Source organism: Synechococcus sp. BA-120 BA3, from assembly GCF_034931285.1.
GTDB lineage: Bacteria > Cyanobacteriota > Cyanobacteriia > PCC-6307 > Cyanobiaceae > Cyanobium.
Window position 1 is genome coordinate 1 of record NZ_JAYGHZ010000250.1, and the last position, 22,698, is coordinate 22,698.

19 protein-coding genes and 1 tRNA gene are annotated in these 22,698 nt (G+C 60.7%); 13 read left to right on the forward strand and 7 right to left on the reverse strand.

Annotated elements, in window-relative coordinates; all coding sequences use genetic code 11:
- Positions 1-280: 280 nt before the first annotated feature.
- The 5 genes from ribH (at position 281) to VB737_RS07875 (ending at position 3,772) form a co-directional block, all read left to right on the forward strand.
- Positions 281-766: a 6,7-dimethyl-8-ribityllumazine synthase gene (ribH, locus tag VB737_RS07855; RefSeq protein WP_500312322.1), complete on the forward strand. Its 486-nt coding sequence runs from the start codon at positions 281-283 to the stop codon at positions 764-766.
- Positions 763-1,671, forward strand: coding sequence for a glucose-1-phosphate thymidylyltransferase RfbA (rfbA, locus tag VB737_RS07860; protein ID WP_500312323.1), 909 nt, complete (start codon positions 763-765; stop codon positions 1,669-1,671). Before ribH ends, rfbA begins: the two co-directional genes overlap by 4 nt.
- A complete protein-coding gene (rfbC, locus tag VB737_RS07865; protein ID WP_500312324.1) occupies positions 1,668-2,267 on the forward strand; it encodes a dTDP-4-dehydrorhamnose 3,5-epimerase in 600 nt (199 codons plus the stop codon). Before rfbA ends, rfbC begins: the two co-directional genes overlap by 4 nt.
- Positions 2,268-2,353: 86 nt before the next feature.
- Complete coding sequence (gene psbZ, locus VB737_RS07870; RefSeq protein WP_094584244.1) at positions 2,354-2,542, forward strand: photosystem II reaction center protein PsbZ; 189 nt, start codon at positions 2,354-2,356, stop codon at positions 2,540-2,542.
- 126 nt (positions 2,543-2,668) lie between these two features.
- The gene (locus tag VB737_RS07875) at positions 2,669-3,772 is read left to right on the forward strand and encodes a sugar transferase (protein WP_500312325.1); all 1,104 of its coding nucleotides are present in this window, start codon (positions 2,669-2,671) and stop codon (positions 3,770-3,772) included.
- 43 nt (positions 3,773-3,815) lie between these two features.
- Here the strand turns inward: VB737_RS07875 and VB737_RS07880 are convergent.
- From VB737_RS07880 to VB737_RS07890, 3 genes are all read right to left on the reverse strand, one after another.
- Positions 3,816-3,887, reverse strand: a tRNA-Gly gene (locus tag VB737_RS07880).
- Between the two features lie 114 nt (positions 3,888-4,001).
- Positions 4,002-5,153, reverse strand: coding sequence for a glycosyltransferase family 4 protein (locus VB737_RS07885; RefSeq protein ID WP_500312326.1), 1,152 nt, complete (start codon positions 5,151-5,153; stop codon positions 4,002-4,004).
- On the reverse strand, positions 5,150-6,049 hold the full coding sequence (locus VB737_RS07890; RefSeq protein ID WP_500312327.1) for a glycosyltransferase: 900 nt from the start codon (positions 6,047-6,049) through the stop codon (positions 5,150-5,152). Before VB737_RS07890 ends, VB737_RS07885 begins: the two co-directional genes overlap by 4 nt.
- Positions 6,050-6,408: 359 nt before the next feature.
- On the opposite strand from VB737_RS07890, the gene VB737_RS07895 reads away from it, so the two are divergent.
- The 8 genes from VB737_RS07895 to VB737_RS07930 all read left to right on the forward strand — a co-directional run bounded on the left by VB737_RS07895 (position 6,409) and on the right by VB737_RS07930 (position 13,898).
- Complete coding sequence (locus VB737_RS07895; protein ID WP_500312328.1) at positions 6,409-7,233, forward strand: glycosyltransferase; 825 nt, start codon at positions 6,409-6,411, stop codon at positions 7,231-7,233.
- Positions 7,234-7,440: 207 nt separating this feature from the next.
- Positions 7,441-8,682 (forward strand): class I SAM-dependent methyltransferase, encoded by a 1,242-nt coding sequence (locus VB737_RS07900; RefSeq protein ID WP_500312329.1) that lies wholly within the window; start codon positions 7,441-7,443, stop codon positions 8,680-8,682.
- A gap of 10 nt (positions 8,683-8,692) precedes the next feature.
- The gene (locus VB737_RS07905; protein WP_500312330.1) at positions 8,693-9,742 is read left to right on the forward strand and encodes a hypothetical protein; all 1,050 of its coding nucleotides are present in this window, start codon (positions 8,693-8,695) and stop codon (positions 9,740-9,742) included.
- 6 nt (positions 9,743-9,748) lie between these two features.
- Positions 9,749-10,144, forward strand: a complete 396-nt coding sequence (locus VB737_RS07910) for a DUF6165 family protein (protein WP_500312331.1) — start codon at positions 9,749-9,751, stop codon at positions 10,142-10,144.
- A gap of 6 nt (positions 10,145-10,150) precedes the next feature.
- Positions 10,151-11,302 (forward strand): glycosyltransferase family 9 protein, encoded by a 1,152-nt coding sequence (locus VB737_RS07915; RefSeq protein ID WP_500312332.1) that lies wholly within the window; start codon positions 10,151-10,153, stop codon positions 11,300-11,302.
- Entirely contained in the window at positions 11,299-12,645 is a 1,347-nt protein-coding gene (locus tag VB737_RS07920; protein ID WP_500312333.1) for a glycosyltransferase family 2 protein, read from the forward strand. The genes VB737_RS07915 and VB737_RS07920 overlap by 4 nt, the downstream gene beginning before the upstream one ends.
- Positions 12,642-13,571, forward strand: coding sequence for a GDP-mannose 4,6-dehydratase (locus tag VB737_RS07925; protein WP_500312334.1), 930 nt, complete (start codon positions 12,642-12,644; stop codon positions 13,569-13,571). Before VB737_RS07920 ends, VB737_RS07925 begins: the two co-directional genes overlap by 4 nt.
- Before the next feature lie 81 nt (positions 13,572-13,652).
- Positions 13,653-13,898: a hypothetical protein gene (locus VB737_RS07930; protein ID WP_500312335.1), complete on the forward strand. Its 246-nt coding sequence runs from the start codon at positions 13,653-13,655 to the stop codon at positions 13,896-13,898.
- 562 nt (positions 13,899-14,460) lie between these two features.
- Here VB737_RS07930 and VB737_RS07935 read toward each other — a convergent pair.
- The 4 genes from VB737_RS07935 to VB737_RS07950 form a co-directional block, all read right to left on the reverse strand.
- Positions 14,461-16,188, reverse strand: coding sequence for a glycosyltransferase (locus VB737_RS07935; RefSeq protein WP_500312336.1), 1,728 nt, complete (start codon positions 16,186-16,188; stop codon positions 14,461-14,463).
- Between the two features lie 532 nt (positions 16,189-16,720).
- Positions 16,721-18,424 (reverse strand): class I SAM-dependent methyltransferase, encoded by a 1,704-nt coding sequence (locus VB737_RS07940; RefSeq protein ID WP_500312337.1) that lies wholly within the window; start codon positions 18,422-18,424, stop codon positions 16,721-16,723.
- Between the two features lie 926 nt (positions 18,425-19,350).
- Positions 19,351-20,736 carry an FkbM family methyltransferase gene (locus VB737_RS07945; protein WP_500312338.1) on the reverse strand — a complete coding sequence of 462 codons (1,386 nt, stop codon included), beginning with the start codon at positions 20,734-20,736 and terminating at the stop codon, positions 19,351-19,353.
- 1,718 nt (positions 20,737-22,454) lie between these two features.
- Complete coding sequence (locus tag VB737_RS07950) at positions 22,455-22,682, reverse strand: hypothetical protein (RefSeq protein ID WP_500312339.1); 228 nt, start codon at positions 22,680-22,682, stop codon at positions 22,455-22,457.
- Positions 22,683-22,698 lie beyond the last annotated feature (16 nt).

Consider the following 22,698-nt stretch of genomic DNA (forward strand, 5'->3'; position numbering starts at 1 on the left):
GTGCGGGGCCGGGCGCTGGCATCGGCCAGCAGGGCCTGGTCGTCCGGGGCGTCCCCATCGGACGGCGACTCCGTCGCCAGCACGGTGGGCTCGGGCGTGCCCCCGAACAGGTCCCCCTGCAGGGCCGGATCGTCCGCGAGCGTGAGCTGCTGCTGGACTTCCCTGGCCATGGGTCCGCCGTCAGGAGCGTCCCGATCGTAAGGGGATCGGGTCGGGGGGCTGGCCTGGGTGGCCCTGGTGCTGCTCAACTGGGGCATGAGCTTCTTCGTGGTCTGACCCCTTGACGGTTTTCGAAGGTCGCTTCACCGATGTCGCCGGTCTGCGGATCGGCCTGGTGATCGCCCGCTTCAACGATCTGGTGACCGGCAAGCTGCTCAGCGGCTGCCTCGATTCCCTCTCCCGCCACGGCATTGACGTGGGCCCCGAGAGCACCCAGCTCGACGTGGCCTGGGTGCCGGGCAGCTTCGAGATTCCCCTGGTGGCCCAGCGGCTGGCCGCCAGCGGCCGCTACCAGGTGGTCATCACCCTGGGGGCGGTGATCCGGGGCGACACCCCCCACTTCGACGTGGTGGTGGCCGAGGTGAGCAAGGGGGTGGCCGCCGTGGCCCGCGACACCGGCGTGCCGGTGATCTTCGGGGTGCTCACCACCGACACCCTGCAGCAGGCCCTGGAGCGGGCCGGCATCAAGAGCAACCTGGGCTGGAGCTACGGCCTCCAGGCCCTTGAGATGGGCAGCCTGATGGCCGCCCTGCCGGCCCGGCCATGAAACGCAGAGGCATCATCCTTGCGGGGGGCAGCGGCACGCGCCTGGCCCCCCTCACCACCGCCGTCAGCAAGCAGCTGGTGCCGGTGTACGACAAGCCGATGATCTACTACCCGCTCAGCACCCTGATGCTGGCGGGCATCCGCGAGGTGCTGGTGATCACCACCCCCACCGACCAGCCGGCCTTCGAGCGCTTGCTGGGGGATGGATCCGGCTGGGGCATGACGATCCGCTACGCGGTGCAGCCCAGCCCCGACGGGCTGGCCCAGGCGTTCCTGATCGGCGCCGAGTTCCTCGACGGCGCCCCGGCGGCCCTGGTGCTGGGGGACAACCTGTTCCATGGCCACGACCTGATCCCCCAGCTGCAGGGGGCCAACGGCGAGCGGCCCGGGGCCACGGTGTTCGCCTACCCGGTGAGCGATCCGGAGCGCTACGGGGTGGTGGAGTTCAGCGGCGATGGCCGGGTGCTGAGCATCGAGGAGAAGCCGCCCCAGCCGCGCAGCCGCTATGCCGTGACGGGCCTGTACTTCTACGACCACACCGTGGTGGAGCGGGCCCGCCAGGTGCGTCCCTCGCCGCGGGGCGAGCTGGAGATCACCGACCTCAACCAGCTCTACCTCGATGAAGGTCTGCTGCGGGTGGAACTGATGGGCCGCGGCATGGCCTGGCTGGACACCGGCACCCCCGATTCCCTGCACGAGGCCGCCAGCTACATCCGCACCCTGGAGAAGCGCCAGGGCCTCAAGGTGGGCTGCCCCGAGGAGGTGGCCTGGCGCCTGGGCTGGATCGACCATGGCCAGCTGGAGCGGCTGGCCCTGCCCCTGAAGAAATCCGGCTACGGCGACTACCTGCTGCGCTTGCTGCAGGAGGCCGCCAGCGACCACCTGGCCCTGGAGCCCCAGCGATGAACGTTCAGTTCCTGGCCATCGACGGCCCCCTGCTGCTCACCCCGGCGGTCTACGCCGACGAGCGGGGCTGGTTCAGCGAGAGCTGGAACCGGCGCCGCTTCGTCGAGGCCCTCGGCAAGGAGGACGCCGATGCCCCCGAGTTCGTGCAGGACAACCACTCCCGCTCCGTGCAGGGGGTGCTGCGGGGCCTGCATTTTCAGCGGGCGCCCCAGCCCCAGGGCAAGCTCGTGCGCTGCACCGTCGGGGAGGTGTTCGATGTGGCCGTCGACCTGCGCCGGGATTCCCCCACCCTGGGGCAATGGGTGGGCGAGCGGCTCAGCGCCGAGAACCAGCACCAGCTGTGGGTGCCGGTGGGCTTCGCCCACGGCTTCCTGACCCTGAGCGCGGTGGCCGAGGTGCAGTACAAGACCGCCGGCTACTGGAGCCGGGAGTGCGAGCGCTCCCTGGCCTGGAACGACCCGGCGATCGCCATCGACTGGCCCCTGCAAGAGCTGCCAGCGCCCCACCAGCCCCTCCTGGCCCCCAAGGACGCCGCCGCCCCCGGTCTGGGGGCCCTGGCAGCCGCCGGCGATCTGTTCGCGCCCGACAACGTGTGAAGGATGGCTCCGGCGGCGGGCAGGGCCCCGTGCTGCATGGCAGGATCGCCCACGCTGCCTGATCCGGCCCCGAGCCTTCCTGCCCCATGCAGATCCTCAATACCCTCACCGTTCTGGCCCTGGTGGTGATGTCCTTCGCCCTGATCGTGGCGGTGCCGGTGCTTTACGCGAGCACTGAGGACAGCGGCCGCTCCAACCGCCTGATCCTGATCGGCGGTGCCGCCTGGGTGGCCCTGGTGCTGGTGAACTGGGGGATGAGTCTGCTGGTGGTGTGAGGGCCCGGGCTGTCCGGGGCGCGCGAAGGTTCTGCCCCTACCCCTAGACGGGCTCGAGCCGGCAGTTGTGTCTAAGGGGTGGATCCCCAGGTTCGATTCGATGTCCCCAGTGTGTTTGGCCCGGGTGTGTTCAGCCTGAGACCCCGCCAGATTCTGCTGCTGTGTGCCGGTTGCGACCTGCTGGGGGTGCTGGGTCTGGCGGCCCTGCTTGATTCTTTCGCCGGTATGGGTCTGCAGGGGCAGCCCACCTGGCTGGTGGCCTATGCGCTCGTCTACATCGCCTTCAGCTGGTTGTTCGGCAGTTACACCCTGCTGCGCTGGCCTCGCCTGGATCTCCTGCAGCTGCTGGTGCGTCTGCTGGCCGCCACCCTGGCCACCGCCCTGGTGGTGGTGTTGTTCTACTGGCTTCTGAACCTGCCGGAGACCTTCACGCTGGCCCACCGGCGGGTCCAGTTCGTGCTGCTGAGCAGCCTCAGCCTCTGGGCCCTGGCCGTGCGGGTGCTGCTGTGGCGGCTGTCCAGAACACGCCAGCGGCAGGGCCTCAGCCCGCTGGAGCACGCCGAGCGGGAGCAGCAGAGGCTGTTGCCTGCCCACCTGCCGGATCAGGCCCTCGGGCTGGAGGACATCCCCTGGTCGAACCCCCTCAGCGTGCAGCGCCAGCTGAAGCGCAGCGCCGATGTGGCCCTGGCCCTGCTGCTGCTGGTGGCCACCCTGCCGCTGCTGCTGCTGGCAGGGCTGATGATCTGGCTGGAGGACCGGGGGCCGGTGCTCTACGTGCAGGAGCGCAGCGGGCTCATGGGCCGGTGTTTCCAGCTCTACAAGCTGCGCACGATGTGCCAGGCCGCTCCCGATGCCCCGGCCACCTGGACGGTGCGAGGAGACGCCCGCATCACCCGCACGGGGGCGTTCCTGCGCCGGGTGCGGCTCGATGAGCTTCCGCAGCTGTGGAACGTCCTGCGGGGGGACATGAGCCTGATCGGGCCGCGCCCGGAGCGCCCGGAGCTGGAGCACGACCTCGAGTCCCGCATCCCCCACTACCGCAAGCGCCACTGGATGCCGCCCGGCCTGAGCGGCTGGGCCCAGGTGTGTGCCCCCTACGCGGCCAGCGTCGAGGAGGCGGAACTCAAGCTCAGCTACGACCTCTACTACCTGCGCCACTGGAGCACCGCCCTGGACCTGCTGATCCTGCTGAAAACGGTCAAGACCGTGCTCAAGGCCCGCGGGCGTTGAACCGCTGAGAGGCTTGGAGCCCGACTCGCCGCGGGTTGAATGAAGCGGATGAAGAGATTCGAACTCTCGACCCTCTCCTTGGCAAGGAGATGCTCTACCACTGAGCTACATCCGCAGAGCGCCTCTGGGGGAAAGCGTTCCGGTCGGGCTCACCGCCGACTGGGCCATCATGCACCATCGAGGGTGCCCCTGGCCAATCCCCCCCATGGCTGACCCGGGGAAACGGCCCTCAGCCGCTGGCGGCCTCGTAGAGGCTGCGGATCTGGGCGGCACTCCGCTTCCAGTCGAACCGGGCTGCACGGGCGACAGCGGATCGCTGGAGCTGCTGGCGCCGCTGGGGCTCGGTGGCCAGCGACTCCAGGGCGTGGACCCAGCCGGTGAGGTCACCAGGTGGCAGGAGGACCCCGGCCTCACCCACGATTTCCGGCAGCGAGGTCCTGTTGGAGCACATGACCGGGGTCCCGAAGTGCATTCCCTCCAGCACGGGCAGTCCGAAGCCCTCATAGTGACTGGGATAGAGATTGACAAGGCAATGTTGATAAAGCCAGGCCAGTTCTCCATCACTCACGTAGCCCAGAATGTGAATGTCGTTAGCCCATGGTGAGGCGGCGACCTGCTGATCAAAGCCATCCATCATCCAGCCTTGCTTACCGGCAAGGACCAAGGGGATGGGGGCGCCGCCCCTGGCACGAAACTGTTGGTAGACATCCAGCAGAAAGGCCTGATTCTTCCGGGGTTCGATGGTTCCTGTCGACAGGAAGAAGGACTCCCCAGCTTTAAAGATGCTGTTGTCAGGTGGTTGGGATTCCGGATGAAAGCCCGGTTGTCCGAAGCGTGAGGCCGGATAGATGACATGCACCCTGTCTGGGGCGATGCTGGAGAAGTGCCTCAGGAACGCTTGCTTGGTCGCCTCTGAGATGGCCACGAAGCCGTCGGCATACTGGGCGGCCCTCTGAACCCCTTCCAGGCAGCCCTTACGGTTGCTTTCGGTGGTCCACTCGGGATGCTCGATAAAACTCATGTCGTAGAGCGTGTAGATGAGTGTGCCGCGTAAGCGCCATGGTGGACACCAGAAGTTGTTGGCGTGGACAACATCAAAGCGGTCCAAGAATGATCCGGCCTTGCCACGATTGATCCAGAATCGCGAAGCACTCTTGCGGCGGACCTTGCGAGGGCCAAAGTGAACGCCGCGTCTCCAGTGCGGAAACGCCACGGCCTGGAAGGGGTCATGAAAGAAGTCGCCGAAGCTCGTCATCAGGGTGAACTCATCATCGGCAGCTGATTCCAGCAGGCCATCAATCAAGGCTGCTGCATAGAAGCCGCAGCCGGCCTTTTGCCGACCCGTCTGACTTACATCAAAAGCAATCTTCAGTCCACTCATGACTCCGGTATCTCCAGGTGCGGGATAAGGATCGGCTGGGGGAGAGGACGCAAGCGCTGCTTGAGCTTCCGCCAGTAGCGCCGGACGCCGCTGGCCTCAATGCCCAGTTCCTGATTGATGGCGCCCAGCTGTCGCCACCCCTGGAGAACGGCCTTCCAGTTCCCCGTCGCCCCTCCCTCGGCCATGGCCACAAGGGGGTGCTGGCAGACCATGGGGGGGGCCTCCGGGGGCTGCGCCAGGAGAATGGATTGCATCAGCTTGTAGTCGGCCGAGAGACTATATGTCTCATCGAAGGACTGCTGTCTGTACGTCTCAAGATCGGCGATGAATCCTGGGTGTGGGTAATGCAGACCTTCTGCCAACTGGCGCCGCCATTCAGCGGCACTGGCTGGGATCGGTTCCACCTCCCACAGGCTTCTGAGCTGGCGATCGGGCCGCCGGAAATAGCCGATCGAAGCGAGCAGCACACGGGCCTTGCTCCGATGGCCGGCCTGCAGGAAGGCGGCATAGGCTCCCGGATCGAGCAGAAGATCATCGGAATTGAGCACATGGGCGTAGCGACCTCCAGCCTGCTGCAGCCCCACATTCATGGCGGCATAGGGCCCGCCAGTGATGTTGCTGATCCAACGACAGAAACCGTACCTGGCGGCATGTCTTGCCACGACAGCTTCCGTGCCGTCCGTTGAACCCCCATCGATCAGGATGTGTTCCAGTTCCCAGTGATCTTTCGCAAGAACGGCCTGCGCCTGTACGACGGTCATCAGGGTTTCGCTGATGGTTTCGACCGCATTCAGGCAAGGGGTGACGATGGTCACCAGCGGTTGCACCCTTGCGGCTGGACGGGTGTCTGCCTGAGCCCTGCCCTGGATGGCCCAGCCTTCAGGGTCCTGCTTCATGGGCTGGGGGTGGCTGAACCACAGCCTGCCACAGCGTTGCTGGCCTCCGGTCCTGTGGACGTAAGCTCCCATGCTCTCCAGCGTCCGTTGAGCTGGTCAAGCGCCCCTGCTGTCCTTCCTCTGTGGGTCCACTCCATATCGGCTTCGATGCCCAGATTCTGCGCCGGCAGAGACGCGGTGGCATCAGCCGCTACTTCTGCGAGCTCGCCGCTGCGTTGCCGCAGGCTGGGGTTCGGGTGAGTCTGGCGCCTTCCACCTCCACCGCTTGGTGGCAGCGCGGGGCATGGCGGCAGGCCGATGTGGTGCATGCCACCTTTTACGGAGGACGTCCATACCGGCCTCGCCGCGGGCAGCGCCTGGTGAGTTCTCTGTTTGACATGGTTCCGGAACGCCATCCGGAGCAGTTCTTTCTGCCGGGTCTGCGCTCCCCCCACGCCAACAAAGCGTCCTGGCTGTCTGCGTCCGATCTGATCATCAGTATCAGTGCCGCTTCCGCCGATGATCTGGTGTTCTTTCATCCCGGGCTGCAGACGCCTGTCCAGGTGATTCATCTGGCCACAGCGCTGGACAGCATCCCGCCTGAACCGGTGGCCCGGCTGCAGGGGCGACGCTTCTGGCTGATGGTGGGCAAGCGCCATGCCTACAAGAACGGCATGACCCTGATGCGAGCCCTGGCGCTACTGCACCGGGGCTGCCGATCGGGGGGCGATCTTCCCCTGCTGGTGTTCGCCGGTGGTGGCGCCTGGCGCCCCGAGGAGCAGCGGTGCATCGCGGCCCATGGACTGGAGCATGCCGTTCTGCAGCTGCCGGCGAGCGACTCCGTTCTGGCCTGGCTCTACCGCCAGGCGGAAGCGGTGCTGGTCCCCTCTCTGGCCGAGGGATTTTCGCTGCCATTGATCGAAGCGCTGGCCTGTGACACTCCCGTCGTGGCCTCCGACCTTGAGGTCCATCGGGAGGTCGGCCGGGGATTTTCCACCTTTCTGCCTGCCCTCAATGCCGGGGCCTGGGCCGAGTGGCTCCTCAGCCGTTCCGACAGCCCCGAGGCCCGTCCCAGCCAGTGCCTCGGTCCAGGGGAGTACGGACGGCTGCGCCGCCAGTTCGCCATGGATCGCCTGGTGCAGGAGCACGTGGAGGCCTATGCAGGCACCGGTCGGCTACCGTCGGCCAGGCCGATGAAGAGTTAACAGTCCAACGGCTATCGAGTTGCTGATCGTTGCCAAACGTAGAAACTTTCCTCCCGTGCCCTGCCAGTTGTCCACGGCATCGGCTCCAGCGTCGAATCTCAGGCGAAGTTGATGGGAGTGCCGATGCGTCCTTGACTGCGCAGGCTGTTTGGGAAAACGAGACACTCTCCGATACAATGCTCCCGCTTGCCCCCCATGCGCTTTCGAATGGATAAAGCCTACAAAGCAATTGAACATTGCCGTGTGAGTTGTGATGAGCACCTTGTTTCGATCCTCGATCTTGGCCAGCAGACACTGACTGGCGTTTTCCCCACCTCGGCACAGGAGCAGGTCACCCGGGGGCCTTTGGAGCTTGTCTGGTGCCCTTCCAGCGGACTTGTGCAGCTCAGGCATTCCTATAATCCGGACGAAATGTATGGAGAGAACTATGGTTATCGGTCGGGTCTGAACCAGTCGATGGTGGAGCACCTCACCGGCAAGGTGCGCTATCTTGAGCGTCTTTCGGGGGTGGGCCCCGGCGACACCGTTCTGGATATCGGAAGCAATGATGCCACCACGCTGAAGGCCTATGCAACGCAGGATCTGCATCGCATCGGCATCGACCCGACAGGCGTCAAGTTTTCGGAGTTTTACCCCGATGACATCAAACTGGTCCCTGACTTCTTTTCTTCCGCAGCTTTCAAGAGTGTTTCAGCTGCACCGGCGAAAGTTGTCAGTTCCATCGCCATGTTCTACGACCTGGAGGATCCAGTGTCGTTTGCCAGGCAGATCTGCGATGTGCTTGCTGAGGATGGCGTCTGGCATTTCGAGCAGAGCTATATGCCGTCCATGCTGCGGACGAACTCCTATGACACGATCTGCCACGAGCACCTGGAGTATTACTCCCTTGGCGTGGTGGCCAAGATCCTGGAGGCGGCTGATCTGCGGCTTGTCGATGTCGTGATGAACAATGTCAACGGTGGAAGCTTTGCTGTCACCGCCGCGCGAAGATCCAATACCTCCCTGCGTAGCAACGCAACCGTCATTGATTGGCTTCTGGAGCAGGAGGATCGCATGGGGCTCTCCACACCCAAGCCATTCCGCGATTTTGAAGAACGTGTCTTCCGCCACCGCGACGACCTCACGCGCCTCGTCAAGTCACTTGTCGCTGACGGAAAGACGATCATTGGCTATGGGGCTTCCACCAAGGGCAACGTGTTGTTGCAGTTCTGTGGGTTCACTCCGAACGAGATTCCCTTCATCGCAGAGGTCAACGAGGAAAAATTCGGCCGCGTCACACCCGGCACCAACATTCCGATCATCTCTGAGAAGGAGGCGGCGGCGATGAATCCCGACTATTACCTTGTTCTTCCCTGGCATTTTCGCAGTGGCATCGTTCAGAGGGAGAAGCAGTACCTGGCCGGAGGCGGCCGCATGATCTTCCCGTTCCCAGAAATCGAAATCGTCTAGATCGGCATCCATGCTTCGTAAACTCAGGAACAGATTCGATAACGCCTCTGCGCTGCTCGCCGGAACCGCCGAAGCAGTAGCCGCTTGCGTCGCAGAAGTCCGGCAGCTGGATGCAGAAGTCCGGCAGCTGGATGAGAAGTTTGAGCGCACGGCGCGTCTGTGCGGTCGCCTCGCCGCGTTCGAGCTCCAGCGCCTGAAGGAGATTGATACTCTTGCCGATGTGGAGTTTCAGGTCTACTCCCAGTTTGGTGAAGATGGCATCATTGAATGGCTGGTCGCCAATCTCGAACTTCAGAACAAAACGTTTGTGGAGTTTGGTGTTGAGAACTATCTCGAGGCCAACACCCGCTTCCTCCTGCTGAATCGCAACTGGACGGGCCTCGTCCTTGATGGGACTCCTGAGAACATGGAGCACCTGCGCTCCTCAGCCACCTACTGGCGGAATGATGTTCAGGCCCAAGCGGCCTTCATCACTGCGGAGAACATCAACGAGCTGATCCAGCGGAACGGTTTTTTCGGACCGCTGGGCATCCTCAGCATCGACCTTGATGGTAATGACTATTGGATTCTCAAGGAGCTCGATGGATTGCGCCCGGATATCCTGATTCTTGAGTGTAATCCCGTGTTCGGTGACCTCCATGCGGTGACGGTTCCCTACGACCCGACGTTCGAGCGCTTCCGCAGTCACCACTCGGGTCTGCTCTTCGGTGCGTCCATCGCGGCGTTGCGGGAGTTGGCCGAATGCCGTGGCTATGAGTTTTTGGGCACCTGCTCAAATGGCTTGAATGCTTTCTTTGTCCGCTCCGACCTCGCTCCGAGGATTGTCGGGAAGATCAAGCGTCGCATCGCCTGGCCCGCCATCCATCGCGACTCGCGCGACCTCGACGGACAACTCAGTTATGTGCGCGGCAAGGAGCGTTTTGAACTGATCGCCGATTGTGAGGTTCATTGCTGCCGCACCGACCGCAGGGTCAGGCTAGGGGATCTCGGCGACCCCTACAGTGCGGAGTGGCTTCGTGCCATGGCTCTTCCCGGGGACCTGTCAGCAGGCGCTGCCTAACCAACCATGAACACCACCACCGTCCTGGCTCCTGTCTCCATTGGAGAATTGCTCGACAAGATTGTAATCCTCGAAATCAAGGAAGAGAGGATATCCGAGGAGGAAAAGCTCATCAACGTGCGCAACGAGCTTGAATCCCTGCGCTCAATTTGCCCGTCGTCCCTCACCGACAACCCCGACATTGCACTCTGGGAAACGTCCCTGCGGGAGGCGAACAGCCAGCTCTGGGACCTGGAGGACCGCATCCGCGACAAGGAAAGGGCCGAAGATTTCGGTCCGGAATTTGTGGAGATCGCTCGTCTGATCTACCGCACCAATGACCAGCGGGCCCATGCCAAGAAGATGATCAATGTGCTCTGCGGTTCAGATATCGTCGAGGAGAAGTCCTACCAGCCCTACTGACGACGCATGAAGGTTGCCCTTGTCCAGCTCGACGCCAACGGTGACTGCCTCTATGCCACGACGATCGCCCGTCAGATCAAGCAGGACTATCCGGGCTGCCATCTCACCTGGTGGATCTCGTCGCGCTGCAGGAATCTGCTGACCGGCAATCCCTATGTGGATGAGGTGGTCTCTGTCGACCTTTCCGATTGGAGCAATGTCAGCCGCGACATCATCTGGACATTGGCGATGCGACAGATTGTGCGTCGACAGACGGGCCCGGACCCCTACGACCGGATCTGGACACCGCAGGTCTACCCGGATAACTTTCGCCGTTTTGACGGCACGGTAAGGCCAAGCATGTTCCGGGGTTACGATCGTCCGATCACCGCCCCCATTGATCCCATCATTGTTTTGACTCCTGACGAAGAGTCTCGAGCCGCTGCGTATGCCACTCAACTCAGTCTGTCCGCCAAGGGAAGGGTTGTGCTGTTTGAGTGTTCCTCCAACAGCATGCAGTCCCATGTCACTCCAGGTTTTGCCAAGGAGGTGGCACGGTTGAGCTTGGAGGCGAAGGAAGATATCTTTTTTCTGCTCTCCACCATGCAACCCCTGGGGGATGACCTGCCCGCCAATGCCGTGTCGGCAGCCTCCCTCACGATGCGGGAAAATCTCGCCTTGCTCGACCACTGCACCGATTTCATCGGCTGCGGCAGTGGACTGACCGTGGTGGCCACCTGCGACCGTGCCAGGAAGGTCCCCATCCTTCAGGTTCTGGCCAGCGGACGATCGGTGCTGGGGTCGTTTCACCATGATTTCGCCTATTGGGGGAAGCCGACAGACATGCTCATCGAGCTCTCCGATGCCACCCCTGCGGAGACCTTCGAGTGCCTGCGCCGCTGCCATGGCAGCGGCCTGCAGGGGACGATCGCCGAGTTCCACCGCCCCGTCCCCGTGACCTTCGACTTTCTCCACACGATCAGCGACTATCTGATCGAGCGGGGCCAGTACCTCGATGCGGCAGAATCTCTGGCCCACACTTTCCGGCGCTATCCCGATCGACCGGAACTGCTGGACTTTGCACGCCGAACCGTTCTGCCTCTCTGTCCACTGGACGGGTCATTCCGTCTCCCCGGTGGGATGAGGCAGTGGCAATTCGTCGAGGAGTCTTTCTCATGAACCTGGACGATCAGGCCACGACCCCGGTGTCTGAAGCCCTGGGCCTGGATCCGTTGCTCGGCCCTACCCATGCGTTGGTGCGTTATGGGGATGGGATGGTGGCCGACGTCCGCATCGAGGAGAGCTATGGGGTCCGGGCGTACTTGCAGATTCTTGAGAAGGACTGTGGGCAGCTTGCTGAGCTGATCGCCTCCCATGGCCTGCCCCCAGAGGCGTTCGAGCGTGCCTCACGACCAGGACCGCCATGGCAGCTGGAGGTCACGGGTTCTCCGGTGCCACAACTCGGAGACGTTGACTGGATGTCCCGTTACGGGGCTGTGGTTGCTTCGGAACCATCCACGCATACTCGTCTTGCCCGGGCGGTGAGCAAGGTCCGCAGGCGCCTGAAGCGCCTGGGGGGTTGGCGGCTGCCTTCAACGACGCAAGAGGGGATATACGTTTCCCATTCTCCACGCCAGTCGCTGCCTGGGATGCGCGTGCCGATGCGGTCGTCCTATCTTCCGGAGCCCGGGGAACCATCCGACCGCACCGGGAACGATCCTGGTCAGGAGTTGTCAACGGCTGCGGGCCATGCTGCGGGAGCGTTGGTTTGCAGCGAATGGCCCCGTATCTCCGTGGTGACAGTCAGCTATAACCAATGCAACTTCCTTAGGGACTGTCTGGACTCCGTCCTTGGGCAGAATTATCCCAATCTGGAGTTCATCGTCATTGATGGTGGATCCACGGATGGCAGCCGTGAGATTCTGGAGTCCTATCGCGACCGCCTTTCCCATCTTGTGATCGAACCGGACAGGGGGCAGTCCCACGCCTTGAACAAGGGATTCCAACGGGCCACCGGCGACATATTGACCTGGTTGTGCAGTGATGACAGGTTGGAGCCGGGTGCACTGGAAGCTGTCGCAAGCGTTCGAACTGGCCAGGATTGCGACATTATCGTCGGTGGCTGTCGTGTGATCGATGGTGCTGGCCAGACCAACCTGGTCCACTACTCAGGCTTCCGCCGAGAATGTCTGAGTCCGTTGAGTTTTGGTGACCTGGCGAGTTTCACATCAACGTGGCAGAAAGGTCTCTACTTCTACCAGCCGGAACTGTTTTTCACCCGCGACCTCTGGCTTCGTTCCGGCTCCCATGTGAAGGAGCATTTGCACTATGCCATGGATTATGAGCTTTTCCTGCGATTCGCTCTATCTGGTGCACGACTTTATGCCGTGGACCAAGTTCTTGCCTGCTCCCGCCAGCACGAGGATCAGAAAACCCGTCATGACGTTCCGATGTACCTTCCAACAGTGAAGCGCATTCTGAGCGACTTCCACCACAAACTCGTTTCCCTGCAGCAGCTATGACGCGTTCCCTTGTTCTGGGCGTTGGAGGCCAGGACGGCAGCATTCTGGCGGAAGAGCTGGTGGCCTCAGGCCGTCAGGTCCTTGGCCTTGGACGCGGAGAGACCTTTCCTTACCGGATTGACAGTCCCGACTTTGTTTACCGACAGCTGAATCTCGTTGATTCGGCTGAGTTGGACCTCTGTCTCAGAGAGTTCCAACCGGATGAGGTATTCCATGTCGCAGCCGTGCATGGATCAGCTGGTTTCCCTTACGAGGAAGTGTGGGGGAATGCCTTGGATGTCAACACCAAGTCCCTTCATCGGGTGCTGGAGTACGCCAGGCTTCAGAACCCTCAGCTCAGGGTCTTCTACGCCAGCTCAGCCAAGATCTTTGGGCCGGCGCTGCGGGGACGGGTGGATCTTTCCACGCCTCGCGAAGGCAGCTGTCTTTACTCCATCACCAAGAAGGCGTCGGGTCAGCTCGCCTCCTATTACGAGAAGGCCCATGGGATCCGGACAACCGTGGCGATTCTCTTCAATCACGAGTCAGAGCGACGTCCCAGCTCCTTCTTTATTCCGAAGATCTGCAAGGCTGTGTCTTCCGCTTTGGCCAATCCACTGCATCGGGAGTCTCTTCAGACGCTCTCCTTTCACTGTGACTGGAGTTCCGCCCGTGATTTCATGCGCATGGCGCGCCTTGCCGTTGAGGCTGGCTTCAGTGGTGAGATGATCTTCGCCAGCGGCGTTACCTGGAATGGCCGCGATTTTGTTCAGCAGCTGTTTTCAAGGCATGGCCTCGACTATGCTCGCCACATTGACGCCCCTGGGCTTACCGAGTCCGCCTACTTTGAGGTAGACCTCCAGGAAACGCTTCGGCAGATCGACGTCGGTTCCTGCGAGGATATCTTTGGCTTTTGTGATCGTCTGATTGCCGAGCCACTTCACTGACGACCCGCTCCAACTCCAATGACTTCACCACGGCGGCCACATTCGATCAGGTTCCGCTTGCGGGAGTCATGGATCATTCTGTTGGGTCGGCTGCCGGCGCGACTGACCACTGTCGATGCCCTGACCGCCGCCCAGGGTGAGTTGGCACAATCCAGAGCCGAGCTGGGCAAGATTGCGAAGGCAGCCGCCGAAGCTCGCACCATGCTGTCCGCGGTTGAATCAGATCTTTCACGGCTGCGGGAAGCAAACGATCGCCTAAGGCTGGAAAACGCTGCCCTGGAAGAGAAGCTGAAGGCGGCTCGAGCGGCTGGTGCTCCCCAGTCTTAGAACTGGTTCAGCCACGGCACTTTCCTTCCTTTCCCTAAGGTGAGTAGCCGACGAGCTCCAGCCCCGGAGCATAGATCTTCTCGGTGTAGCGGGCGGATCCTCTCAGGCCGAGGCCTCCGCTTGACGTGTCCTGGCTGAGCCTGTCGGACATGCTGGTCTGGCCGCTCTTTGTAGGAGAACACATCCACCTGTGTCAGCTAGCCCTTGAGTAGCATCTTAGATCTGTTATCGGCGTACTCGGAGCAGATCTCACAGGCTTTTCCCGTAGCTCATGTTTGAAGCCGTCGACGTGTTCAGTTGTGCTTCATGAAAGGCCGAAGCTGCTGCTCTGCCGATCTTTCGAGCTCAACAAGGTTGCCAAACTGGCCTTGAGCGACCAGGACCCTGATCGCTCAATCATGCAGCGGCCGCGAGTGTATTGGAAGCAGCATATTGGAAACTGCCGACTTCTCCGCTTGGAGAGAAGGCGTTGTTGATTTCGTCGTCGGTCAACTTGGCGCCGTCACCCTGTCTTCGATCAGGCTTGGGATGGGCATGGAGTTGGCTGGCATGAACACGCGCTTCAAGCTGCCACCGCCAGATTGGGACTGGCGAGCAGACTCGAGCGCCGACGACTCAAGCGGATGGACTCGATAGCCACGCCGAGGATGCGATCGTCTCCGGAGATTCGAAATCCGGGCGTTTCGATGCGAATCGTCAATGTCTCGAGACCGTCGAGCCGCGGCAAGCGCACGATACGGATGGGCTCTGTCCCGCAAATGCGTCCACTTGCCACTTGCGTCTCATTGGCGAAAACCCGAAACTCGACACCGTCTTCGGGAGTGATCTCCCAAAACAGGAGATCCATCCAACGGGGTGGCCTCCTGGGGTTGATCGCCACCGTGAACTCAGCTTTCGGGCCAGTCCAGCGAATCGGACGCCCCTCATAGATTTCCACGGGACTGAGACCGCTAGAACGAAGCCAGAACAAATGGTTGCTGCCGACTTCCCAGGTGCGATTCTTAATCTGGAGAAATCGGGGACGCAGGAAGGATGGGAGGAACAATCTTCGCGGTCGTGCCGGCTGTGCTGTCAGGCGTTCGACCAAGGCCGGCCAAGCCGCCGAGCTCATGGCCAGGTGGGATTGAAGGAGCAACTGCAACCTGGCAGACAGCTCTTCCTGCTCGTGGCGAGACTGCAGCAACTTGATGACCAGGAGAGCCGCGCCTTCTGGATCCGCAAGCGAAAAGCGCGGAATACCCTCCGTCGAAGGCAACCCGGTGAGGGCCTCGGCCGTGGCGACCAGCGGGGTGGCGTGGGCGAGGCATTCGAGAATCTTGATCTTCGAGCCGAAGTTGTTTTCGATCGGCGCGATGAAAAGGCCGCATGAGGTGAACTGCCGCAGAACCTCCTCCTGCGTGGACCTGCCGAGCAATTTGACGTTGGAGCGCTTCCATGATTCTGGAACCTCCGCCGCGTCGGCCCCGATGATGACGATCTGTACTCCGGGGTCTGCTTGCTCCAGGGCCGGGGAGAGTGCTTCGCACAGCCAGCGCACCGCGGCAAAGTTCGGATAATGCCCGATGGAGCCGACAAAGAAAAGATTCCGTTCTCCAACCCAAGCCCACTTTTGCTCATTGGCCTCAAGGACAGGCCCAATCACCGTGGTGCGGGCCGCGATGGCTGGATTCGCGGGGATGTCGTGCGGACTGAGGACGACGAGGCTGTCGGCATTGGCATGGACCTCGCTTTCGAAGCGGCCTAGACGCCACTCGGCGAAGGACGAGTCAACCGCATCCTCGGGAAGTCGGCCGAGCTCGCGCTGCTGACGGTAAAAGTCTCTTTCGCGGTTGAGCGTTACGACCGATACTGGTACGCCAGCGTGGAAGGCGGATGGCAGGAAAAGTGCGGTGTAGAGGTAGTCGAGGATGATGATATCCGGACACGCGTGTTGTATGATCTCCCGAAGCTGCCCATCGACACGCCAATTGTAGAAAGCCTGCTTTTCCAGCATGAAAGCACAACGCTCGGACGCGCCCAAGCCCCAGAAGCGGTCGCCCTGAAGCACCAGATCGGGCGTATCCTCCGTGGACAGGCTTAACTCCAGCGGATGAAACGTCGCCCCGAGAGTTCGCACAAAATCTCCAGTGGTGTTGATCTCTCCGGAATTCGGCGCGAAGACATGGACTTCGCTGTGCGGGGTCCGGGTAATCCGCTGCAGGTGCTCGCGACAAACAATCGTCCCGCCGCTGGAATTCTCCAGGGGCACGATCGTGCAATACAGTATTTTTATTTTGTTTTTGCCAGTCATGTCGCAAATTCGGTCAGGAGATCCTGATTCAACCGCGCCTGACATTACAGCTATTTTCTCATTTTGACTTGATCGCTCTCGGCGAGGGCTTGATGGGCCCTTCGCCATGGTGACAACGCAATGATGGGCGCTGGTCGGATGCTCCGCTGCGCCAGCCTGATGGCGAGTGCTTGCATCCGCGCCTTAATGTCACGTAACGAGGCCGCCCAAAGCTCCCGTGTCGTCTCGACCGAGGCATCAGATATCCGTAACCTCCCAAATCTTGTTTGTCCATTGATCCAGATGGGCCCGGCATGCGCGACTGTAATGACAGGAGGTGCCCCGTGGTTCCAGGAGACTGAACACTCGGCGGGACCTTCTTGCCTTCCTCGCGTCCTCTGACAAGGAGGTCGACAATGCGAAAGTAAGAGTCTGCCACGATCCGCCGCAGATGATTCAGACAGCAGCTGGACCACCTCTGCCTGACACGGATCCTTCGACGCGCATGAAACATGGAGTTGTTCGCTTCTGGATCATGGACTTGACAAGAGCACTACCTGACTGTGTTCGATAGGCGACGGATCAACCGCGCCAGTGGAAGCACCGCCTTTAGCGCCTGAGGGCCCTCCTCCATCCGCAGATGCGAGCAAAGCTCTCTCTTCCACTCATCGTCGGACATGGCGGGAGCGGGGACGGAGGACGTGTCCTCCTCTATGACGCCCTCCGGCGAGAAATCCGCGACGTGGTCCTGGCCTGTCGAGAGGCCGCGCCCCGCCAGCGCCGCCTTCCACGGCGCCCCCGCCGCGATCCGATCTGGCAGCACGTGGCGGAGTTGGTCGGCCGGCAGCTTGCGGAACACCCAGGAGGCGAAGGCGTAGCGCACGTCCCCCAACAGGAAGTCGTCCTCACCGTCGTCCCAGTCAGGAGGGTCGAGCAGCGCGCAATCGGGCATCGCTGCCATCAGGCGTTGCCCCAGATCATGGGAGGTATAGAGCAGGTAATCCACGCTGGGCTTCCGACCATGTTCGGGATAGAGGTTGGAGAAATCCACCGTGAAGACCGCCACCCCATCGGGCGCGAGCAGGTCGGCCACCATGCGCATGAAGGTCTCGTCATCCTCCACATGCTCCAGGACGGAGATGCAGACGACCATGTCGAAGGATCCCGGCACGCCCTGGTTCGATGCGTAGAAACCGGCTAGATCGAGCCCGTTGACGAGCGGGTCCACCTCCTCAACGATGTAACCCAAGGCCTTGAGCGTCGCAACAGTGGTGTCCTCGTAGGCGCCGACCGCGAGGATTCGCGGCGTTGTATAGCGGCGAGCCAAGCGAATGGCTGTGTCGAGGCCGAAGGCCTGCTGAATGTTCGCCTCCGGGATCTTGCGCTCGAGCAGTTCTGGCACCCGGGCCTGCATCTCGGCCAGCGCCGTGCCGTAGGCGTTGCGCGAGCGGTCATCAAGCCGTTTGTTGAACCCACGCCCGTCCGGCACGCTGCGCGACAGCTCACGTGAGGCCAGCGCTTCGAGGATTGCCTTGTTCCATGCTGCGCCTGCGGCCTGCGGTGACCACGCATCTCGAAGTCTCGCGAGGGCCTCGGCGCCGCCCTCGGCGATGTCCCGCAGGGATCGGTGTTCGACGCACACCGACGGGTTGAGCCCATGAATGTGACGAAACATGCTGGATGCGCTAACCGCGATGGGTCGACCTGAGGCGAGCGCGTAGTCGATACAACTAGAAATCCCCCGACTGGCATCGCCTTCGTAGAGGAAGGCGTTGATGGAATTGCCGGCGAGGAAATCGAGCAGTTGCTCGTCGTCGTGGAAATCGTGGGTGATCTGCAGGTCGATGCCAGGCTTGGTGATGTTTCGACGGCACTCTTCCACCACCGCCGCGGCCTGCTCTCGCGAAGCCATCTCCTCATGATCGTGGGGCGGAAGATTGATCCGAATGACCGCCTCGGTGAATTGCTCATTCACGAGGGCACATAGCCGCGTAAATCCCTTTTCGCCGTAGGCGAATCCGAAGCTTCCGATCGTGAAGACGCCGGCTTTGGCTGGCTGAGCCGGACGCGGTTCGGGGATGAAGCGTGGGACAGGAAGAGCCGCCGGATTACGTGCGACGAGCGTCGGGTCGGGGCAGAGAACTCCAACGAACGGCGCAGCGCTCAGCGTGTCTGCCGCCCGTTGAAACGCCTCATGCAGTATGGAGAATGTCTGAACACTGGCTTCGGCAATTACGCTCGCGGAAAGCCAGGGCATTGTGAATGGAACATGATTTATGACAACAAAATCAGGAGAATGGGATTTAACAGCATCTATGTAGTCGTGTGCATTGCTGCACTCCACGTATGACCAGGCAACTTCTTTGAATGATTGTAGACTCTGAAAAAGTCGCTTGCCGAATTGATAGACTCCGCAGCGCTCGCCCTTGTGATTTACCAATAGGCCCCTCATTCCGTATGTCGTGGCAGATTCTATTTCCGGAGAGAAGACCATCAGCTTGACCAGATCGGTTATGGAGGTGGGATGACAGTTCAGAGACGCGTGTCGGCGGTCGACGACCACACCACGATAGCGTCCGGATGGCTGAGGGCTGGGCCATACGGTGGGTCGCCGACGCGCTGGTCCGGTCTCCGGGTGCGATCTCGGAATGCTGATCGGACTTTGCTTTTGGCCCTCAGGGGTGTTGACCTAGAGTGGCGAGCTGGTTGCGATTCCCTGTCAGAAGCTTGTTGGATAGTGCCTGCCATTGGGCTTGTGCGAAGTCGACTTGTCATTCGTACGAACTGTACTATCTCCATGATATGTGTTGGAAGTCGCGTCGCGATCGTTGGTGCGACAGGCATGAGGCAACTGAAGACTTAATCGCGAACTCTCCGCGTGTAAGTCTATAGATGGCCAGATGGAACTGTTGCGGGCCGTTGGAAATCTTTCCAATCCATGTAAGCGGCTACTTGCTGATATGTGCTTCCGTAAACTCATCCCGACAAGCTGCGTCCTTGGGCCAAGCGCAGCCGGAACGGAAGGCGCGAGATGGGGAAGGACCGCCATGGGGGAGTCGCTTCGGTGCTCGGGCAGATCCAATGAAGTACCGGACTTTAGTCGCCAGTTTCAAGACCACTGTGCTCAGTGACTGTCGGCGCTGAGCCTTCTTCCACGAAAAACCAGGTGAGATACCAAACCCATTAATGACCCCACTTAAACCATATGTCCTGCAGTTCATAGGGATCGCCATTGTTTTCCTTATACACTTGAAGACTTGTTTTCTGATGCACTCGAAAGCCGTACGATAAAATTTGGTCGAACAACTGAACTGGAGTTGTGGCGTTGCGTTTCAGCCAGCCAGAATTGAACTCGCAAAAGAGGTTCTTAATCATTCCCTTTTGTGCCAATCTGCGCATGCCCCGCAGGGCGTTGGGCTCGTAACCCTCGATATCGATCTTCATGAGATCGATCGGGCGACCATCCGCCAAGGGCGTATAGCCATCCAGTGTGACCAAGGGCACCTGCAAGGGCGTAAAACTGGGGTCCGACTGGAAGACACTTGGGGAATGAACGATATCGTTCACGGGCATGTAGATTTGCTCATGTCCGACGCTGTCTCCGACTGCGGCGCGAACCAAAGTTACATTCTTCAGCGCGTTTTCAGTAATTGCATCAGCAATGACGCTTGCCGCAACGGGGCTCGGTTCAAAGGCAAAGATGTGCCCATTCGGCCCAACGATGCTTGAGGCAAGCATTGTGTACCAACCGAAGTTAGCCCCAATGTCAACAAACCGGTCTCCTTCAGAGAGGCATTCTCGCGCCCACTCTGTTTGTATGGGTTCATAGGAGCCGCTTGCTATACCATTCTGGATTCCCTCGCTCGTGTCGAGGCGCATCAGAAGGGAGTGAACGCGTTGGCGCGGGGACGAGACCGGCTTCGCTACTCGTCGAGGCCACTTCCAATTCCGCCAAAAGGGCTCTTCCCTGACATAAACGTCGTTGGGATCAAGTCGGAGCCAACGTTTGTAGCCCCGAGCATTCATGTACGATATGTATTCGGGGTCTTCGAACAGGCTTTCTAAGATAATGACTTTGGGGCGGTAACGATTCAAGGTCAGCCCGCGCATGACGTTAAGCTCCCATCCCTCAACGTCAATAGCAAGTATGTCGATCTTTTTCAGATCCGGCTCGTGGGTAGCAAGGATGGTATCAAGCTTGCGTACCTTGACTGGGATTGTCTTGATATCGGTTGTTTCTTTCACGGTCTCGTGGAGTTCATTATACTTTCCTCTGATGCCTAGGCTAGAGAAGCTTTCAAACGAGACGTCACCGCCCATGTAGTCGGCGCCATTTGAATTCACGACAAAGAAACTGGCATCATCCTCCTCGGAATCGCTTGCTGCGTATTGAAGAATGTCATGGCCAAGCGCGCGATGCGCTGCGCAAAACTCAGGGTTAGGTTCGATGGCAATAATCTTCCATCCCAGCTCACGAAAGCTCGCGCTGATCGACAAATAATCCGGCCTGGCGGCACCCACTTCAACGAGAACACCGGTTGCATCGCCAGGGAAAAACTCCTCTCGCACAATCCGGTCTACATCATGCTCAGCGGGCATATTTTGATTGTTAAAACTAATCTCATTTATTTAAACCCGCCGGGGTGCCAAGTGTCAACTATGCAGGTGACTCGCGTCAATTCCTTGGGCGGCTCCCCTCGAGCGATCACCCCGTCAGGGCATGGAGGTGGGGATAGCGCCACCTGGGCTGGCGTCCCGAAGCAAAGCCCACCTGGCCCTTCCACCCTCCATGCGGGGCTAGCTCTCACCGATATCCGCCTGCAACTGCTTGCCCGCCGGCGCTTCAAACCGCACCGTTGCCAGGCCGCAGCACCCCCTGCCGCCAGGGCTCCACGCACGCTCCACCGCACGTTGCATAGTGCGGAGTGACACGGCGTCTCCTTTCTCGCTGGCCAGCTCCTGGCGCACTACCCCAGCATTGCCGTTGTGGGTGAGCAGCCGCTCCCAGCTCCAGTCGCATGGACCAGCGAGCACGCCGATCCAGCCTGGCTTGCCGAAGACATCCCAACCGCCTTGCCGGCTGCACATGCGGCCGGCTTAAAGAAGCAACCCACTCCTTGGCAATCCGCCGCCGGCCCCATCCGGCTGTGCTGAGGCCTCGGAGCGCCTGGACGACTTCTTGGTTCACCCATGCAGCATCCCTGGAGCTCTGTTCCAGAGATGACAGCACCTGAGGCTCTGCGCTGGCCTTGGTGGGTTCATTGGGGAGGGGGCCAGTTTTCGTGTCGCCAAAGCACCAATTCAGGATGCCGCTTGACACGCCGTTGCTTCCTCAGCATCGCCATGGCAGTCACACTGCATCATCGGAATCGCGTCAGCCTCTTTCGGGCCGCTCGTTCATTGATCACGATCTTGATAGCCAGCTGAACGAGGCTCCTGCACTCATTGAGGTGCTGGCGGATCAGGCGTTCTCGTTCGATCGGTGTCAGGTGTGCATTGGGGTGGTATTCACGGGGTGTGAGGTCTGGGGCTGTTGGGTCGTACCACATCTCTGACGACCTCACGCCCCATTGTCATCCGAAATAATCTCGAGGTACTAAACAACTTGGACGCTTCGGCTGCATGGGTTGATCCAGGATGGTCCTTCACCTGAGTCCCGCTTCCATCAGCCCGGCAGACTTGTGCGAGCCTTGGCGATGCCTCCTTCTGATCGAGTGGCAAGGCTCTTTCACGCGCTGTCGATGTTATCAGTGATCGAATCGTGCGCTCTACGATGCGCGACGGCCCGGGCTTGAGAAGCGATTTGCGATTTCAACGTGGAGCATCCGCTACGGCAAGCCCGCCACAGGTGGAATCATGATCCTATAGCTTGCTGCGTTGATCCCCATAAGGTCGAACCAGGTGAAGGCCCATCCCGCTCCGAGCCGACCGCCTCCGCGACATCAACCGCATACTTGCCGACGCCGAATGTGATGGTGAGACGACTATCCGGGTGCATTCAGGCAACCCAGCTCCATCTTCTGTCTTCAATTCAGTGCCCGACCTGGTGGATGAGTGTGCTGGGGAGATCAAGCAGTAGAAGGTTCGTCTTTCAACCCTGCCAGCCATTCTCGTCAAGCTTTCGCCCGGTCGTCATATTCAGTGTTTTAAGACCGATGCCGAGCATGTCACCATCGTGGCAGTGAAATGATGCGCCACGGTCCTCAGATCATTGTGATTGAGTGAGGCGAGTTCTTCGCCAACTCTCGTATGATGAACCGCTGGCAAGACGTGCTGCAGCAGCATCGCTATCTCTTGCCTATTCTGATAGCATCAGTGACTTTTGGGTTCCTGAGAAGAGCGCCCATCTCTTTGCGCTTTTCCATGTACCTGCCAATGTCCCCTACGCCTAGCGCCATGATGAGCTGGAGCCTGAATCGCCGCTTGGCGAGCTGGCCGCGCTGAGGGCCCATGGCGCTTCTACGTCGATTGCCGATGCTGGCAATGGCGAACTTGGCCATGTTGTAATATGTCATCCAGCTGAGGAGCTTT

Excerpts from the sequence above, each read along its gene's own strand:
- rfbA (WP_500312323.1), top strand. The coding sequence starts at position 763 with ATGAAACGCAGAGGCATCATCCTTGCGGGGGGCAGCGGCACGCGCCTG.
- rfbC (WP_500312324.1), top strand. The coding sequence starts at position 1,668 with ATGAACGTTCAGTTCCTGGCCATCGACGGCCCCCTGCTGCTCACCCCG.
- psbZ (WP_094584244.1), top strand. The coding sequence starts at position 2,354 with ATGCAGATCCTCAATACCCTCACCGTTCTGGCCCTGGTGGTGATGTCC.
- VB737_RS07885 (WP_500312326.1), bottom strand. The coding sequence starts at position 5,153 with ATGAGTGGACTGAAGATTGCTTTTGATGTAAGTCAGACGGGTCGGCAA.
- VB737_RS07890 (WP_500312327.1), bottom strand. The coding sequence starts at position 6,049 with ATGAAGCAGGACCCTGAAGGCTGGGCCATCCAGGGCAGGGCTCAGGCA.
- VB737_RS07900 (WP_500312329.1), top strand. The coding sequence starts at position 7,441 with ATGGATAAAGCCTACAAAGCAATTGAACATTGCCGTGTGAGTTGTGAT.
- VB737_RS07905 (WP_500312330.1), top strand. The coding sequence starts at position 8,693 with ATGCTTCGTAAACTCAGGAACAGATTCGATAACGCCTCTGCGCTGCTC.
- VB737_RS07910 (WP_500312331.1), top strand. The coding sequence starts at position 9,749 with ATGAACACCACCACCGTCCTGGCTCCTGTCTCCATTGGAGAATTGCTC.
- VB737_RS07915 (WP_500312332.1), top strand. The coding sequence starts at position 10,151 with ATGAAGGTTGCCCTTGTCCAGCTCGACGCCAACGGTGACTGCCTCTAT.
- VB737_RS07920 (WP_500312333.1), top strand. The coding sequence starts at position 11,299 with ATGAACCTGGACGATCAGGCCACGACCCCGGTGTCTGAAGCCCTGGGC.
- VB737_RS07925 (WP_500312334.1), top strand. The coding sequence starts at position 12,642 with ATGACGCGTTCCCTTGTTCTGGGCGTTGGAGGCCAGGACGGCAGCATT.
- VB737_RS07935 (WP_500312336.1), bottom strand. The coding sequence starts at position 16,188 with ATGACTGGCAAAAACAAAATAAAAATACTGTATTGCACGATCGTGCCC.
- VB737_RS07940 (WP_500312337.1), bottom strand. The coding sequence starts at position 18,424 with ATGCCCTGGCTTTCCGCGAGCGTAATTGCCGAAGCCAGTGTTCAGACA.
- VB737_RS07950 (WP_500312339.1), bottom strand. The coding sequence starts at position 22,682 with ATGACATATTACAACATGGCCAAGTTCGCCATTGCCAGCATCGGCAAT.